This window comes from Nonomuraea insulae, assembly GCF_042656245.1.
In genome coordinates this window covers 1-15,573 of sequence record NZ_JBHSPA010000094.1, presented here as the reverse complement: position 1 = coordinate 15,573, position 15,573 = coordinate 1, and the positions used below count along the sequence as shown (strand labels likewise).

At 69.9% G+C, this 15,573-nt stretch carries 12 protein-coding genes and 2 pseudogenes; 4 read left to right on the top strand and 10 right to left on the bottom strand.

Features of this window, described 5'->3' with window-relative positions:
* The first annotated feature begins 10 nt into the window (after nucleotides 1-10).
* The 4 genes and pseudogenes from ACFPZ3_RS57215 to ACFPZ3_RS57200 all read left to right on the top strand — a co-directional run bounded on the left by ACFPZ3_RS57215 (nucleotide 11) and on the right by ACFPZ3_RS57200 (nucleotide 4,559).
* Nucleotides 11-1,294: a class I SAM-dependent methyltransferase gene (locus tag ACFPZ3_RS57215; RefSeq protein WP_379522878.1), complete on the top strand. Its 1,284-nt coding sequence runs from the start codon at nucleotides 11-13 to the stop codon at nucleotides 1,292-1,294.
* The gene (locus tag ACFPZ3_RS57210; protein WP_379522877.1) at nucleotides 1,284-2,618 is read left to right on the top strand and encodes a class I SAM-dependent methyltransferase; all 1,335 of its coding nucleotides are present in this window, start codon (nucleotides 1,284-1,286) and stop codon (nucleotides 2,616-2,618) included. Before ACFPZ3_RS57215 ends, ACFPZ3_RS57210 begins: the two co-directional genes overlap by 11 nt.
* A pseudogene (locus tag ACFPZ3_RS57205) lies at nucleotides 2,615-2,767 on the top strand (acyl carrier protein); the annotation flags it as partial. The gene ACFPZ3_RS57210 and the pseudogene ACFPZ3_RS57205, both read left to right, overlap by 4 nt.
* Before the next feature lie 550 nt (nucleotides 2,768-3,317).
* Nucleotides 3,318-4,559 carry a condensation domain-containing protein gene (locus ACFPZ3_RS57200; RefSeq protein ID WP_379522876.1) on the top strand — a complete coding sequence of 414 codons (1,242 nt, stop codon included), beginning with the start codon at nucleotides 3,318-3,320 and terminating at the stop codon, nucleotides 4,557-4,559.
* Nucleotides 4,560-4,598: 39 nt separating this feature from the next.
* Here ACFPZ3_RS57200 and ACFPZ3_RS57195 read toward each other — a convergent pair whose 3' ends face one another.
* The 10 genes and pseudogenes from ACFPZ3_RS57195 to ACFPZ3_RS57150 form a co-directional block, all read right to left on the bottom strand.
* Entirely contained in the window at nucleotides 4,599-5,531 is a 933-nt protein-coding gene (locus tag ACFPZ3_RS57195; RefSeq protein ID WP_379522875.1) for an NAD(P)/FAD-dependent oxidoreductase, read from the bottom strand.
* Nucleotides 5,532-6,025: 494 nt separating this feature from the next.
* A complete protein-coding gene (locus ACFPZ3_RS57190; protein ID WP_379522874.1) occupies nucleotides 6,026-9,118 on the bottom strand; it encodes a S8 family serine peptidase in 3,093 nt (1,030 codons plus the stop codon).
* 712 nt (nucleotides 9,119-9,830) lie between these two features.
* Nucleotides 9,831-10,081: pseudogene (locus ACFPZ3_RS57185) on the bottom strand (SCO5389 family protein); the annotation flags it as partial.
* Nucleotides 10,082-10,102: 21 nt separating this feature from the next.
* Nucleotides 10,103-11,002, bottom strand: a complete 900-nt coding sequence (locus ACFPZ3_RS57180; RefSeq protein ID WP_379522873.1) for a metal ABC transporter permease — start codon at nucleotides 11,000-11,002, stop codon at nucleotides 10,103-10,105.
* Entirely contained in the window at nucleotides 10,999-11,841 is an 843-nt protein-coding gene (locus ACFPZ3_RS57175) for a metal ABC transporter ATP-binding protein (protein WP_379522872.1), read from the bottom strand. Before ACFPZ3_RS57175 ends, ACFPZ3_RS57180 begins: the two co-directional genes overlap by 4 nt.
* Nucleotides 11,838-12,635 (bottom strand): metal ABC transporter solute-binding protein, Zn/Mn family, encoded by a 798-nt coding sequence (locus ACFPZ3_RS57170; protein WP_379522871.1) that lies wholly within the window; start codon nucleotides 12,633-12,635, stop codon nucleotides 11,838-11,840. Before ACFPZ3_RS57170 ends, ACFPZ3_RS57175 begins: the two co-directional genes overlap by 4 nt.
* 225 nt (nucleotides 12,636-12,860) lie before the next feature.
* A complete protein-coding gene (locus tag ACFPZ3_RS57165; protein WP_379522870.1) occupies nucleotides 12,861-13,238 on the bottom strand; it encodes an ABC transporter substrate-binding protein in 378 nt (125 codons plus the stop codon).
* 6 nt (nucleotides 13,239-13,244) lie between these two features.
* On the bottom strand, nucleotides 13,245-13,928 hold the full coding sequence (locus ACFPZ3_RS57160; RefSeq protein WP_379522869.1) for a TIGR03943 family putative permease subunit: 684 nt from the start codon (nucleotides 13,926-13,928) through the stop codon (nucleotides 13,245-13,247).
* Nucleotides 13,925-14,944: a permease gene (locus tag ACFPZ3_RS57155; protein ID WP_379522868.1), complete on the bottom strand. Its 1,020-nt coding sequence runs from the start codon at nucleotides 14,942-14,944 to the stop codon at nucleotides 13,925-13,927. The genes ACFPZ3_RS57160 and ACFPZ3_RS57155 overlap by 4 nt, the downstream gene beginning before the upstream one ends.
* A gap of 152 nt (nucleotides 14,945-15,096) precedes the next feature.
* Nucleotides 15,097-15,480, bottom strand: a complete 384-nt coding sequence (locus ACFPZ3_RS57150; RefSeq protein ID WP_379522867.1) for a Fur family transcriptional regulator — start codon at nucleotides 15,478-15,480, stop codon at nucleotides 15,097-15,099.
* Nucleotides 15,481-15,573: the final 93 nt, after the last annotated feature.

The window sequence follows — 15,573 nt, the reverse complement described above, 5'->3', positions numbered from 1 at the left end:
GAGGACCAGCGTGATCGACCAAGCCATCCTTGACGTGCTGCGCGACCACCCGTGGGTGGCCACCGCGCGCCGCGGACCCCAGGGCGTTCTGGTACGCCCGCGGCCCGAGGCGCTCGCTGTGCGCCCCCACCCGGGAACGCTGCTGCGCGAGTTCCTGGAGCACTGGGGAGACGTCTACGACTGGGTGTACGAAGGCTCTCCCAAGCCCGGCGAACCCGACTTCTCCGGCTGGCGCGCCTCCGACACCGGCCGGCCCTTGCCCGAGGACCACATGGCCGACTGGCTCCGGTGCACCGTCGAGCTGATGCTGAGCTGCCGCCCGTCGCGCGTGCTCGAACTCGGCTGCGGCAGCGGGCTGTTGTTGCACGCGCTGCGCGAGCATCTGACCGCGTACGTCGGTACCGACGTCTCCGCCACCGCCGTCGAGCGGCTCGCTCCGGTGACCACGCCCAGGATCGCGGTCGTCCGCGCCGCCGCCCACGAGGCCCGTTCAGAACAGGTGACGAGGGCGCTGGCCGACACCATGGGACCGCAGGCCCGGCCCGACTGCGTCCTGCTGAACTCCGTCACCCAATGCTTCCCCCACCTTGATTACCTGCGTGCCGTGCTGCTCGACGCCCTCGACCTGGTCGCCCCCGGCGGCACGGTGATCGTCGGCGACATCCGGCACGCCGGACTCCTCGACCAGTACTGCCGCTGGGTCGAACACGCCAAGGACCCTGAAGCCGACGCGGCCGAGATCGAGCAGCGGGTGGTGCGCCGGGTCGCGCAGGAGGAGGAGATGCTGCTCGACCCGCGTACGATCGCGCGGATCGCCCTGGAAGCGGGCCGTTCCGTCGCCGTGTCGGCACACGCCCGCACCATGGCCGACGACACCGAGCTCACCCGCTACCGCTACGACCTTGTCCTGCACGCCGACGCCGAGCAGGCCCCCGCTTGGCCCGGCTCCGGGCTGCGCGACCACATCCCCAACGCGCTCCTGCACAACTCCCCGGACTCAAGCACGCCCCACGCCCTCCGCGCCGAGGCACCGGATGACGCGGCGGTACTGCTTGATCTCGCCGACCCGGCCCGCCTGGCCTTGGCACGGCCCGCGTCGGCCGGGCGGTTCACGGCCGAGAGCGTCGCCGCCTTGGCCGAGGGCATCGAACGCGGCCGGCTCGCGCACGAACCCATGACCGCGTTCGTGGCCCGGCGGCTGCCCGAGGTGCTGCACGACCACCTGCGCGTGGCCCTGCCCGGCACGCCGCTGCCCGGCATCGGAGTGGAGGAGGCGCCAGGCGATGCCCGCTGAGCTGCCCTCGCGCGACGATCTCCGGCTGGTCCGCCGCACCCTCGAAGAGCTGCCCGGCGTGGCCGAGGCAGAGGTCCTCCTCATCGCCGACGGCACCAGAGCAGCCATGTCAGCCCTGGTCTCCGACGGGCATCCGCCACCGGAACCCTCCGACGCCGCCCCGCCGGCCACCCGGCTCGGCGGCGCCAAGACGCACGTCGTGCCCGGCTGCCTGGCGGCCATGGACCGGGCTGCCGTACTGGCCATCGCCCACGCCCTGCACAGCGCGGGGCTCTTCCGCGACGGCCGCCCACACCGCGCGGAGGAGGCGGCAGCCGGGCTCGGAGCCGCCCCCCGCCACCGATGGATCGTCCGCCGCTGGCTGGCCGCGCTCGCCTCCGCGGACCTGCCGGGGCCTCCGACCCGCCAGGAGCTGGCCCGCGCCATGCGGGACCTCGACGCCGCCCGCCAGGAGCTGGGGTACCCCGCCGAGATGGGCCGCTTCTTCCAGACGGCACTGCGCAGCCTGCCGCGGCTCGTACGCGACGAGATCAGCCTGCAGTCGCTGCTTTTCACGGGCGGAGGCATGACCACCGCCCAGGGCAACTACCGCGACAACCTGATCAGCCGCCACCTCAACAAAGCGGCGGCCGGGGCCGTGGCGGCCCACCTTCCCACAAGGGTGCTGGAGATCGGCGCGGGGGTGGGCGCCACGACCGACGTGGTCCTCGACGCCATGGGCAAGGTGGACTACCTGTTCACCGACGTCTCCGCCTTCTTCCTGGACGCGGCGCGCGAACGCTTCGCGCGCCGGCCGGGCCTGCGCTACGCGTTGCTGGATGTCAACGCGCCGATGGAGCTGGACGAGCAGCCGTTCGATGTCGTCCTGGCGGCGAACGTCCTGCACAACGCCCGCCACGCCGGACGCACCCTGGCCGCGATCCGCAGGCTGCTGTCGCCCGGCGGCACGCTCGTGCTCATCGAGTCGTGCGTCGAACACCACCTGGTGTCGGCCTCGATGCACTTCCTCATGTCGCCACGGGCCGACGCGCTCCTTACCGGCTTCGCCGACGTCCGGCAGGGCCAGGACCGGGTCTTCCTGGGCCGGACCGAATGGATCCGGCAGCTCGCGGCGGCCGGATACCGGGACGTGCGCGTCGAGCCCGCCCCCGACGACCCGCTCGCCGCGGCCGGGCAGTACGTGTTCACCGCCGTGCGCGGCGATCACCATCCGGACCCCGCCCCGCTTCTGTCCAAGGCGGCCGAGGCGCTGCCACCGCACCTCGTCCCACGCGAGGTCCACACCGTCGACGCCCTCATCACAGATCGGAGCTTCCGCTCGTGACCGTAGACCCCGAACCCACGCTGCGCCGGATCTGGGCGGACATCCTCGACCTGCCCGAGGACGACATCTCCCCGGGCGACAGCTTCCTTTCTCTGGGCGGCGACTCCGTGCTCGCCGTCCGCACCGCCTCCCTCGTCCGCAGGCGGCTGGGAGTGATGCTGGCGATGTCCGACCTCCCGGTGCAGCACACGCTCGCCGACCTGGCCACGGTCGTGCGCGAGCGCGGCTCCGCGCGTGGTTCCGACGTGCCCGACCTCAAGGTGGCCCACCGTGACGATCCACTCGCGCCGTTCCCCCTGCTGCCGCTCCAGCAGGGCTACTTCGTCGGCCAGCAGGACGGCTGGGAGCTGTCGTACGAGTCCGCGCACCACTACGCGGACCTCGGCCTGACCGGCGTGGACGGCGACGAGGCCGCCGAGGCGCTGCGCGACGCCCTGCACCGGCTCGCGGCGCATCAGCCCGCGCTGCGGGCGCGGATCCTGCCCGACGGCAGCCAGCGCATCCTCGACCTGGACGCGCCCGGCGCGATCCCGTCGCTGACCGTCCACGACTGGCGCGCACTCGACCCCGAGGAGGCCGCCGGGCGGCTGGCCGGGCTCCGCGCCGACATGCGCGCACGGCCCCGACCCGGCCACGGGACCGGGCATCGACCTGCGCCTCAGCCTCCTGCCGGACGGGCACGGCAGGCTGCACTCCGCCATGAGCCTGCTCCTGGTGGACGGCTGGTCGTCCGGCCTCTTCTACCGCGACCTCTTCGCGTTCGCCGACGACTGGAACGCCGTGCTGGCGCCGCTGGACATCGACTTCGGCGACTACGTCACCGCCGTCCAACAGCTACCGGAGACCCCGCAGTGGCAGGCCGACCGCGACTGGTGGTGGCAGCAGCTCGACGCCTTCCCCCAGCCACCCGCACTGCCGCTCGCGGCCGAGCCGGACGCCGTGCGGGCGGACGTGATGCGCAGCCTCGAAGCCCGCCTGGCCCCTGACCGCTGGACCCGCGTCCAGGAGCTGTGCCGCGCGCACGAGGTGACGCCGTCCGCCGCGGCGCTGGCCGCCTACACAGTCGCGATCGCGCGTACCGCGGGGCACCGGCGCTTCCTGCTCAACAGCCTCCAGCTCAACCGGCTGCCGCTGCACCCGGACGTGCACCGCATGGTGGGCGCGTTCTCCTCCACCGTGCTGCTGCCGGTCGAGCTGCCGGAGCACCGTACCTTCGCCGATCTCGCCCACGAGCTCCAGACGCTCACCGGCGAGGCGCTCGCGCACAACCTCGTCACAGGCGTGGAGGTGTCCAGGGAGCTCGCCCGCCGATGGGGCACGACCCGGCCGGTCGCGCCCGTCGTCTTCCAGAGCACGCTGGGGGTGGACGCGGCCATGGGCAGCTCGGTCCCGGAGGAGGCCGGGCCGCTGGGCCGTATCGACCTGGCCGACCACCGGCAGGAGCTGCGCACCCCGCAGGTGGCCATGGAGGGCCGCCTCTACGAGGCCAGGGACCAGCTGGTGATCGTGCTCTCGCTGGTGGAGGAGCTCTTCCACGCCGCGGACGTGGAACGGCTGTTCACCATGTTCACCACGCTCCTGCGAACCCTGGAGACCCCCGAAGGCTGGGCGAGCACCTGCGACCTGCCCGCAGCACTGGAACTGGACGGTGACCTCCGGCTCGGCGCCCGGCCCCGCATGACCGCCGGGCAAGACGGAGGCCCGCCGCGCGACGAGGTGGAACAGGCGGTGGCCGACTGCTGGCGCGCGCTCCTCGACCTGCCGGAACAGCATGGACTCGACCGGGCGTCGGAGTTCTTCGCGCTCGGCGGGGACTCGCTCATCGCCATCCGGATGCTCACCCGCCTGGCCCGCTCAGGGCTCCCACAGGTCACGCCCCGGGCCTTCCTCGCCGCGCCCACCGTCGCCGGGCTGGCCGCGGCCATCCGCGAGAAGCGCTGACAGCGCGGCCCGGCGGCCACGCGCCGCCGGGCCGTGTCTTCAGTTAGCGCCCGGCGCGGTCAGCCCGGCGTCCTCGCGGAACAACTCCTGGTCCGCCCAGATCGCGGCCCTGGCGCCGTCCGCCGCCCCCATGACCACGAACGTCATCGCGTCCGGCAGCGCCTCCAGCCGGGCCATGTCGCCCGCGGCGTACACCCCGCGTACGGAGGTTTGCTGGAACTCGTTGACCCGCACGCACCCGTCCGGCAGCAGCTCACAACCCAGCTGTTCGGCCAGGTCGGAGTGCTGCCTGATGCGCGTCCGATGGAACACCGCCCCGCGGGCGAGCGGCTGCCCGCCTTCGAGGCGCAGCTCGAGAGCACCGAACTCGCCGCGCACCTCCGTGACCCGTTCCTCGCGCACCGCCACTCCGGCCTTCTCCAGGCGCTCGCGGTGCTCCTCCGGCGGCGCCTCGCCGTTGCCGCACAGCACGACGTCGTCGCTGAAGCGGTCGGCGACGTACAGGGCGAGCATGACACTCGGAAAGTCCGAGCCCAGGACAGCGATCGGCTGCTCCTTGGCCTCGTAACCGTGGCAGAAGGGGCAGTGGAACACGCTGCGCCCGAACCGCTCGGCCAGGCCGGGGACGTCGGCGAGGACGTCGGTCTGACCGGTGGCGAGAACGAGCTTGCGCGCCCGTTCCCGGCCTCCGTCCGCCAGGGTCAGCTCGAAGCCCGAGGCGATGGCCGACGCGTCGGCGACCTCGGCGACGCGGGTCTCGACCGTGGGATAGGCCCGCAGATCCTCCTGTCCAGCCTCCCTGAGCGCTGTGGGCGAGAGACCGTCGCGGGACAGCAACATGTGGGTCTCCTGCGCAGGCGCGTTGCGCGGCGCGCCACTGTCCAGCAGCAGCACGCGCCGCCGCTGCCGTCCCGACACCAGCGCCGCGTTCAGCCCTGCGGGCCCTCCGCCCACCACGACGACATCGAACATTCGTGTGCATCCCTTCATCGGAAATCGCTAATATAACGATAATCATTTCCATATGGGAATGCCACGGATACATTGAAGAAGTCGAGAATCATTGCGGATGGCTGCAGGCGCGATCGGCGCGCAGGACGACGCAGTGGCGCACACCAGACTGTGGTGCGTCTGCGGAACTCGATGTCGGCGGAGCCGGTGGTGCCGCCCGCGACGGTGTAGCCGTTGGAGGTGACGCCGGTCCGGGTGTAGGTCTGGCCCGCGATCCGACCGGAGTGTAAACACCTATACATCGGCAAGGAACCCCGATGACTTGCCAGAATCTCGTCGGTGATCCGTCACACTTCACGATCGACATCGCTTCTTGGTACAGGTCTGACAACTGTCCCCATCGTCGGCCTGCGACTGCATCTGGCACTCGTCGGATCTGACCTGTGATTGCGCTTGAGGTTGCGGAGCGGTGGACGCCCGCCCCGGTTGATCCGGAAGCGGGCGCCCACCTCGGGTTACGGCTTTACGGCGGGCAGTTTGCCGAGGTTGATCTGGTCGGCCTCGTGGTTGCCGCTACCGTCGTCCAGGCTGACGACGAGCCAGCCCTTCGCCGGCGTGGCCGCGAGCTTCGCCTGGTCGACGGTGAGCGGGATGGAGGAGGAGGCGCGCGGCGCGAGCGGCACGTACGCCCCCGTGGAGATCGCCGGGGCGAAGGCGTCGAACGCCGCCGACTCGGTCTCGTCCACGAGACCGTCAGGAATCAGCGAGAAACCGGCTGCCGTGTAGGTGAAGCGTGCGGCGCCCTCGGTCAGGCCCACCTCGGAGGCGAGCACCGGCATCAACAGCGTGCCGCCGTTCATGGGAGCCGTGGCCACCCATGCGTCCACCAGAGACCCGTCCGCCTTGAAGACGAACGTGGCGAATCGTCCATCGAAATCGCCCATGGTGACCAGACCGTAGTCCGCGCCGACCAGGAGGTAATCGGGTGTTCCGTCATTGGTGGAGTCGATCGAGATGTCGAACTCGTTGGCCGAGGCGTTGGACCAGCGGCCGGAGGTGTTGACCGCGAAGACCAGCGCCCGGTCGGTGTCGGCGCCGCCGAGCACCGAGCCGGGGAGTGCCTGGACACCGACGGTGCGGATGTCCATCGAGTCCTCGGCGCCCTTGACGTCGTCGGCGTCGGTGATGCCCCAGGCGTAGATGTCCGCGGCGCCGGAGTGGACCCCGTCGTTGCGAACACTGACGGAGGTCACGAGCCCGCCGTCGCCGGGCGTGTACGTGCCCGGCTTGGACGAGCGCACCTGGGACTCGGCGTCGGGGACAAGCAGGAACGCGGCCCGCAGCCGGTTGACGCCCTCGGCGGCCGTCCTCGGCGTGGCGGTGATCGCGCCCTGGATGTGGGTGACCGTACCGAAGTTGGAGGTCTCGGCGGCGGGCAGTGCGGCCACGGCCTGAGCGGTGAGCGACAGCGTGACTTGGACGGTGCGGCTGCTTTCCCGGCCCACGGTCACGGTCTTGGGAGAGACCGAGATCTTGGCGCCGTAGGAGTCGCCGGTGAAGGCGGCGGCCAGGTCATAGGTGACCGGGGTTCTGCCGGTGTTGCGAATGGTGAAGCTCTCGCTCTGCTTGTAGGCGCCGGCCAGCGACTTCAGACCGAACGACAGGCTGCTTCCGTCCCTCGTCTCACCGATCACGGTGGCGCCGGCCGCCTGCCGCGCGGCCACGACGCCGGAGCCGGCGACTCGGGCGGTGTAGCCCGTGATCTTGGACGTGGCATCGGCGGTGCTGACGATCGCAGACTTGATCTGGCCTGGACGCCAGCGCGGGTGAGCCTCCTTCACGAGCGCGGCCACACCGGCGACCATCGGCGAGGCCATCGAGGTGCCGGAAATCGTCGCGCCGCCGGAGCCGGTGCCCACCCCGGTCGAGACGACGGCGACGCCGGGCGCGGTCACGTCCGGCTTCAGAGAGCTGCTGTTGCTGGCCGGACCGCCGGAGGAGAACGAGGCGAGCTGGGCGTAGCTGGGGTTGGGGATGGCCAGCGCCGCCAGTGTGGTGCTCTTGCCGTCCAGCGACGCGGCCGCGGCGCTGTCGGTGCCCTTGATGCCGAGGAACGGAATGGTGACCGTGTACTCCTCGCCGGTGTCCGGGTCGGCGGTGATCTGCCCTTCCAGAGACGGGTAGGCGGCGTCGGTGTTGATCATAGCGACCGCGGCGGCGCCGGCTTTCTGGCCGAGGATGGCCCGCTTGACTCGGGCGCAGGTGCCGCGCAGCGTGATCACGAGCTTGCCGGTCACGCCGCCCGGGTAGGCCGTGTAGTCGGCGGGGTCGCAGCCCAGCGATACCGGGCCGGACGGATAGCTCGTGCGGAGCACCGCGATCGGCATGCTCCCTGAGGGCAGGGGCGCCTCGTTGGAGTTCTGCGCGATGATCTCGGTGCCGTCTGCTGCGATCTTCACCGCGGGCAGCTGGGCACGCGCGGCGTCGAGGGCGGCCACCGAGATGGCCGTGGGGGCGATGGCGGGCGCCCCGACCAGGTAGGCGTTCTGTCCCGAGTTGCCGGCTGAGGTGACCACGGTCACGCCCGCGCGGGTCAGCGTTCGCACGGCCTGTGCCGAGGGCTCATCGATGCGGCCGAACGGTGAGCCGAGCGACATGTTGACGATGTCGGCGCCGTCTTTTAGAGCCCGCTCCATGGCTGAGACGATGACGTCCTCGCTGGCCGAACCGCCACAGCCGAAGACGCGGTAGGCCAGCAGTGAGGCATTCGGCGCCACACCCGGTCCGACCTTGAAGGTCTTGGCGTGCGTGGTGGAATCGTACGGGCCGGTGTAGGTCTTGCCGTCCGCGCTCACCCCGGAGCCGGCCGAGGTGCCTGCCACGTGGGAGCCGTGGCCGTTGCAGTCAAGCGGGTCGGGGTCGGGCTTGGGCATCGAGGTGGGCACATTGGCGTCGTAGTCGTCGCCCACGAGGTCGTAACCACCGGCCACCTTGGCGGTCGGGAAGGTACCCGGCTCGATCACGGTGCCGTCGTTGCCCTCGAAGTCGGCCGGATCACCCGCCCCGCCGAAGTTGGCGTGCGTGTAGTCGATCCCGGTGTCGATGACCGCTACCTTGACGCCTGTGCCGGTCTTGTGCAGGTCCTGCCAGGTCTGCGGGGCCCCGATGTAAGGGACGCCGGCGGTGTTGTCCGGGCGGAACGTGCGCACCGGGTGCACGGAGACGACTCCGGGGGTCTGCTGGATCGCCGGCAGACTGCTGCGCGGGATCGCGGCGGCGATTCCGTTGAAGCTGTCGGTATAGGCGGTGAGGACCTGTCCACCTTCCGCCCGTACCTTGTCCTCGACGCTCTGCTGTTGCCGGTGGAGCGCGGAACGTAAGGTCGGCTTGTCGACGGTCTTGTCGGCCTCAGCGGCATCGGCTGCGGCATCCCCGACAGGCGTGCCGGTGACCTGGATGAGGACCTTGAGCTGGCGGGCAGGATCAAGCGCGGCTGGTTTGAAACCGGCGTAACCGTATGCACCGTCCAGATGCTCGAAGCGAGTGGGCCGGGTGGGCTCTGCATTCGCTGTGGATGGGATTGCTGTCAGCGGAATCACAATGCTCACGGACGCGAGCACTGCGAGGAGCAGACGCCTCTTCACTGATCACCTCGGATGGCGCGGGGGATAGAGCTGATCAAAGAGTGACCCTGCCACAGACGTATCAGATAGCACTTAGGTAACAAAAGGAACACAAGGTCTGTAAAGGCGCCAGTCTCGATGGAGCGGGCGTCCTTCTGTGTCCGCAAGGGCCGCTGAGCTTCTTGACGAAGGCATCCAGTGCGGCTTCCAAGCGGCTGATTCAGCGTTGCGGCCTTCGCTGGCCGGGTCCAGGCTCGAGATCGCCATGGACGCGCCTTTTCGGAACCGGAAGAGCAACGGCCCGGCGGAGATCGTGTACGACGGACGGCGACCTTGCCGAGCTGCTGGTGCCCTGCCCGTCGTGCCGCCTGGCTTGTAAGGCGGCTAAGGGATGGTGTCCCAGATGCACCAAGGTCCGGAGACGTGGCGGAAGAACTTCACGCGCCCGCGTCAGGAAGATCCTCCGTTGCCTCCACGGCCGGATCTTGGCCTTCCCTATGGCGATTGCGCCGACACTCTGCACGACTTCGGCGCGGAAACGCTGAGTCTCCTCCGATGGCACATACCAGTGCCCATCCAGTGGGCGATAGCAGTGCGGCGACCCTGAAGCGCGTTGTACAAGTACGTCAGCCGCCGGATCGGCGCGATCAATCTACGGCCCCGCTCCGGCTGGCTGCTGAAGTGCTGTTCTTCCGCATCAGCAGTCGACGAGTTCGGTTTCTGGTTGAGTATCTGTGCTCTTGGCGTGACGAAATCGCGAATGGCTTCGGTGGCGGTCGGGTCGAATACGGCGACGCGGTGGCAGTTCTGGAAGGCGAGCCGCATGCCGAAGTGCTGTTCGAGTGCTCCGCGCATGGCGTCGCTGGCCAGGCAGCGCAGGAGCTGGCCTCGGGCGGCTTCGTCGGGTGGAGGCGTCTCGTTGTCGGCAAACGCGGCGCCCATCGCGTCGCGCCGCTCGACCAGGTCTCTTCACGCCGTCGCAGCCGCGGCCGGTCTGTCGCTCCAGCCGGCGCGTGTGCGCAGGGCGCCGATGGCGCGGCAGGCCAGGTAGAGGGTGAAGGAGATGGTGGTGACGTAGGGGCTGATCGGGATGCTGCTGCCCAGGGCCAGCAGGATGCCGCCGACCATGGAAGTGACGGCGAAGGCGACGCTGAGCAGCGGCACCAGACGGGGTGAGGCGGTGACGCGCATGGCGGCCGCGGCCGGGGTGACGACCAGCGCGAGGACCAGCAGCGCCCCGACGACCTGGATGGCGACGGAGACGGCCAGTGCCAGGATGACGGTGAAGATCGGTGAGAGTGCGCGTACCGGAATGCCGCGTGCGGCGGCGACGTCGGGGTCGGTGCTGGCGAAGATGAGGGGACGCCATACGACGGCGAGCGCGACCAGCGCGACGGCGCTGGTGCCGATCAGCCAGGTCATCTGCGGCGTGTCCACGGCGACGATCTGGCCGGTGAGCAGGCCGAACTTGTTGGCTGCGCGGCCCTTGTACAGCGCCAGGAACAGCACGCCCAGCCCCAGGCCGAAGGGCATCAGCACGCCGATGGCCGAGTTGCGATCGGCCGCTCGGATACCGAGGGCGCCGATGACCAGGGCCGCGAGGATCGACCCGGCCAGCGATCCGGCGGCGACGCTGACCCCGGCCAGCAAGGCAGCCGAGGCGCCGGCGAACGACAGCTCGGCGATGCCGTGCACGGCGAAGGCCAGGTCGCGCATCATCACCACGACACTGATGAGACCGCCCACCACGCCGAGCACCGCTCCGGCGATGAGCGAGTTGGTGACCAGTGCCAGCAGTTCGCCGTAGTTGTCGTAGTTGAAGATCTGGCTCCAGATGCCCGGGTCGTCGGCGACCAGGTGGACGATCATGTTGTCTCACCGCCGTGGTGGTCGGCGCCGGGCGCGCCGACCACCACGAATCTGCCGTGTGCCCGGATCACCTCGACCGGGCTGTCGTACAGCTCCGACAGGACGGCCGAGGTCATGACCTGGTCGGGTGGCCCGATCCGGAAGCTTCCTGCGGCCAGGTAGAGCACCCGGTCGACGTACTGCAGGATCGGGTTGATCTCGTGGGTGACGAACACCACCGCGGTGCCGTGTTCCCGTCGCCGCCGGTCCACCAGGGCGGCGACTGCTCGTTGGTGGTTGAGGTCCAGTGACAGCAGCGGTTCGTCGCACAGCAGCAGGATCGGGTCGGTGGCCAGGGCCTGGGCGACGCGCACACGTTGCTGTTCGCCGCCCGACAGCAGCCCGAGCGGCAGGTCGGCGTACGGCGCGGCGCCCACGGCGGTCAGCAACTCCTCCACGTGCCGCCGGATGCGCCTGCCGCCGAGAGGCAGGCCCCAGCGGTGCCCGTCGATGCCCAGCCGGACGAGGTCGCGGGCCCGCAGCGGGGTGTGTGCGGCCGCTGACCGGTGCTGGGGAATGTAGCCGATCAGATCGCTTCCCCTGCGCGGTGGCCGGCCGTCGATCAGCAAGGTGCCCGCCGACAGCGGCTGCTGTCCGAGCAGAACGCGCAGCATGCTGGTCTTGCCGGACCCGTTCGGGCCGAGCACGGCGACGAACTCCCCGGCCCGCAGATCGAGATCGAGGTCCCGCCACAGGACGCGACGGCCGTATGCCAGTGTCGCGCCCCGGAGGCTGAGCACTGTTCTGCCGGAGACCTCGTGCCCCGGTTCGACGTGCGACACGGCGGTGTGCTCGGTCACCGGCCCAGGGCCGTGTCGAGGGCGTCGAGGTTGCCGGTCATCCAGCCGATGTAGTCCTTGCCGGCGGGCAGGGTCTCGGTGACCGGTACGACCGGGATGCCGTTGGCGGCGGCGGCCTGCTGGACGTTCTCAGTCTGCGGCCCCGCCGTCTGCTCGTTGTAGACCAGCGCCTGGACCTTCTTGCCGCTGAACAGGGCGAGCGTCTCGGCCAGGACCTTGGGGGAGACGTCGTCGCCCTCCTCGATCGCCTCGGCGAACTCCTTGGGCGTGGCGTTGACCAGACCGCAGGCCTCCAGCAGGTAAACCGGAACCGGTTCGGTGATCGCCACGGCCGTGCCCTTGGCGGTCTCGGCGGTGCTCGCCTCCCGATCCCGGAGGGTCGTGAGCTTCTGCTTGAACGCTTCGGCGTTGGTGGTGAAGGTGGCCGCGTTCGCGGTGTCGGCCTTGGCCAGCGCGGTGGAGATCTGGTCGGCCAGTTTGGCCATCGAGGGGAAGTCGTACCACATGTGCTCGTTCAGTTCGCCGCCGGCCGGGGCGGTCCTGCCGGAGATGGTGACGGCGTTGAGGAGCTGGGCCGAGGGGTTGTTCGCGGCTTTGAGCATGGCGTCGATGAAGTTGTCGTAGCCGCCGCCGTTCTCGATGACGACCTTGGCCTTGGACAGGGCGAGCTGGTTTTGTGTGTTGGCCTCGTAGGAGTGCGGGTCCTGCTCGGGGTTGCTGATGATCGAGATCACCTCGACCTTGTCGCCGCCGATCTGCTGGGCGATGTCGCCGTACACGTTGGTCGAAGCCACCACCGTGACCGGCGCGGCCGATGCCGGAGCGGCGGCGCCGCTGATAGCGGTTGGAGCCGAGGGGGCGGATGAAGATCCGCAGGCTGCCAGGACCAGAGAAGCCAGACCGGTCAAGAGGACCAGCGAAGGACGGCGTAGAGGGGAACGCATTCCGACCACCTAGGAACGATAACGATTTTCAAGTTAACTTAGCACCATTCCCAGAGCCTGCTCCCGAATGGGGTGTCAACTGACATGGTGTGATGTAGTCGTTGTTGCGCCCACCAGGGACATGGCGACCCGCGCGTTGGCGTCCGGGATCACCCTGACCACGATCTTCTCGTAGGCGGGGGCGGCGCCGTAGTAGTACGGGTTCGCGGCCAGCTCGGCCTGCTGTCCCTTGACCCAGTTCGCGTGCGCGAGAAGGGCCTGGCGCGCGGTGAGCGTGCTCTTACGGCGCTCCTCGATGAGGGTGGCCACGGCCAGGATGACCAGCACCGCGCCCGCCGCGATCAGCAGGGGCCGGGCGCCGGGCTTGACGTAGTTGGTGAAGTCCGTGGAGAAGGCGGAGATCTTCAACAGCGCTCCGCCGAGCAGGAGGGGGAGCAGGTTCTGGCTCTTCATGAGGACTTACTCGTAGGGTTCCGCTGGTTGTGCAACGGCGGTGACTTCGGTGGCGGTCAAGGCCGGCACCCTGTAGTCGTCGGGAGCGCCCGCCTTCCAGGGGATCCACGTGCCGGTGACCTGCACCCAGGTGCCCTCCTTGGGAGGTGGCGCGCCGTTCACGGCGACCTCCAGGGCCATCGCGTCGGCGGCGCAGCAGCTGATCCGCATTCTGGTGACGTACCAGCCGGTCTTGGACGGTACGACGAAGCCGGTCAGCCTGACCTTCCTGCCCGTGAGCGAGGAGCCCGACGGTGCGTAGGCGCGCCCGATGAACTCGCCCAGCGTCAGCTCCGTCACCCCGCTGCGGCCAAGCTCCCCGTAGCTCGCGGTACGGGACGGCGCGGGCGCGCTGTCGTCAAGCCTGGCCGCGAACGAGCCGAGCGGGGGAGGCGCGACCATCACGATGGCGAACGCGGGCACGGCCAGCAACCACGCCACCCGAGGCACGTGACCATGGACACCGGGCCGGCCGAGCAGCCCCTGGACGAGCGACAGCAGGCCCAGCACCACCAGCACCGCACCGGCTCCCACGAGCAGCGGCCGGAAGCCGGGCCTGACGTAGTTGACGTACGTCGTGGAGAACGCGGAGATGCTCAGCAGGACCGCGCCGAGGATCACCAGGAGCGCCCCTTGCGTCTGGCGGCTCACAGCAGTGCCCACCCCGCGACGAAGCTGACGCCGATCGCCAGGGTCAGCGTGAGCGGCACGAAACGCCAGGTGAAGGCACGTCCGAAGGTGCCCGCCTGGAGCGCGATGAGCTTCAGGTCCACCATGGGCCCGACCACCAGGAACGCCAGCTTGGCCGTCGGGGAGAACGCCGTGAGCGAGGCGGCCACGAACGCGTCGGCCTCCGAGCAGATCGACAGCAGCACCGCCAGCAGCGCCAGGACCAGCACGGACACGACCGGTACCCCGGCAACCGTGGTCAGCAACGTCCGGGGGATCAGCACGTTCAGGGTCGCCGCGGCCAGGGCGCCGACCACCAGAAACCCGCCGGCGTGCAGCAGGTCATGGCACATCGCGTCCAGAAAGACGTTCACCTTGCCCTGTCCGGCCTCGGCCGCGCGGCGAGGCGCCGGCAACCACTCGCCACGCCCGAACCGCGCCCAGATCCAGCCGGCCAGCACCGCCACCGCCAGCGAGGCGGCGAACCGCGCGACCACCATCGACGGCTCGTCGGGGAAGGCCACCGCGGTGGCCACCAGGACCACCGGGTTGATCGCCGGTGAAGCCAGCAGGAACGCCAGCGCCGCCGGCGGCGCCACGCCCCGGGCCATCAGCCCCGCTGCCACCGGCACGGATGCGCACTCGCAGCCGGGCAGCACCGCCCCGGCCACTCCGGCTACGGGCACCGCCGCATAGGTACGCCGGGGCAGCGCCCTGGTCCAGAACGACGCGGGCACGAACGTGGTAATGGCCGCTGACAGCGCCACCCCGAACACCAGGAACGGCAGCGCCTGCACACACACCGCCACGAACACCGTCGCCCACGTCTGCAACGCCGGCGCCCTCAGGTACGGCGCCAGCACGAACCGGCCCACCACCAGCAGGGCCACCAAAGCGATGAACGCCCACGGCAGCCGGATCCCGACGGAGTCCTTCGTGGCATGTGACGGGGCGTGGCTCTCCTGGCCTGGCAGATCCGTCGTGCTCGGCTGCGTCATCGTCCTCCCCGCTCGGCGCGAGTTCGTGCTGGTACGCGGCAGCAGAGTAGCGGTTGATATCGCAGAGATAGACAGTCTTTGGCGGTATTGGGTCGCTTCCGGATGGCCTTTCATGGCTGGGCACCGCCGAGTCAGCGAGGCGCGGCTCGGATTCAGCGCTCCTCGCAGGTCGCGCAGACGCCGTAGACCTCTTCGGCTCTGAAACCGTCCACGACGTCATTCTCCTGCCGTTCGGCCACCATCCCGCAGACGCGGCAGACGAGATGGTGGTGCCTGGCGGGGCCGCACAGCCGGTACACGGCCTCGCCCATGTGGGTGAAGGCGTGCACGATCCCGGCCTCCGCCATCGAGGCGAGAGCGCGATAGACGGTGGTGAGCCCGGTGTGCTCACCGCGGTCCTGCAGTTCGGTGTGGACGCGCTGCGCCGAGACGGGCAGCCGATGGGCCGCCAGGACGTCGAGCACTAACAGCCGCTGGTTGGTCACCCGGATGCCCGCCGCTGCCAGCATCGGTCCCCATCGCGCCATGTCGACCATGCCTCTTCCATCGCCGATGTAACGGTCATTGGCGTTGGGTGTAGCTCTTTTGTAGTGAGTTGCTGAGCTGGGCGTTCGCTGTCCTGGCTGTTT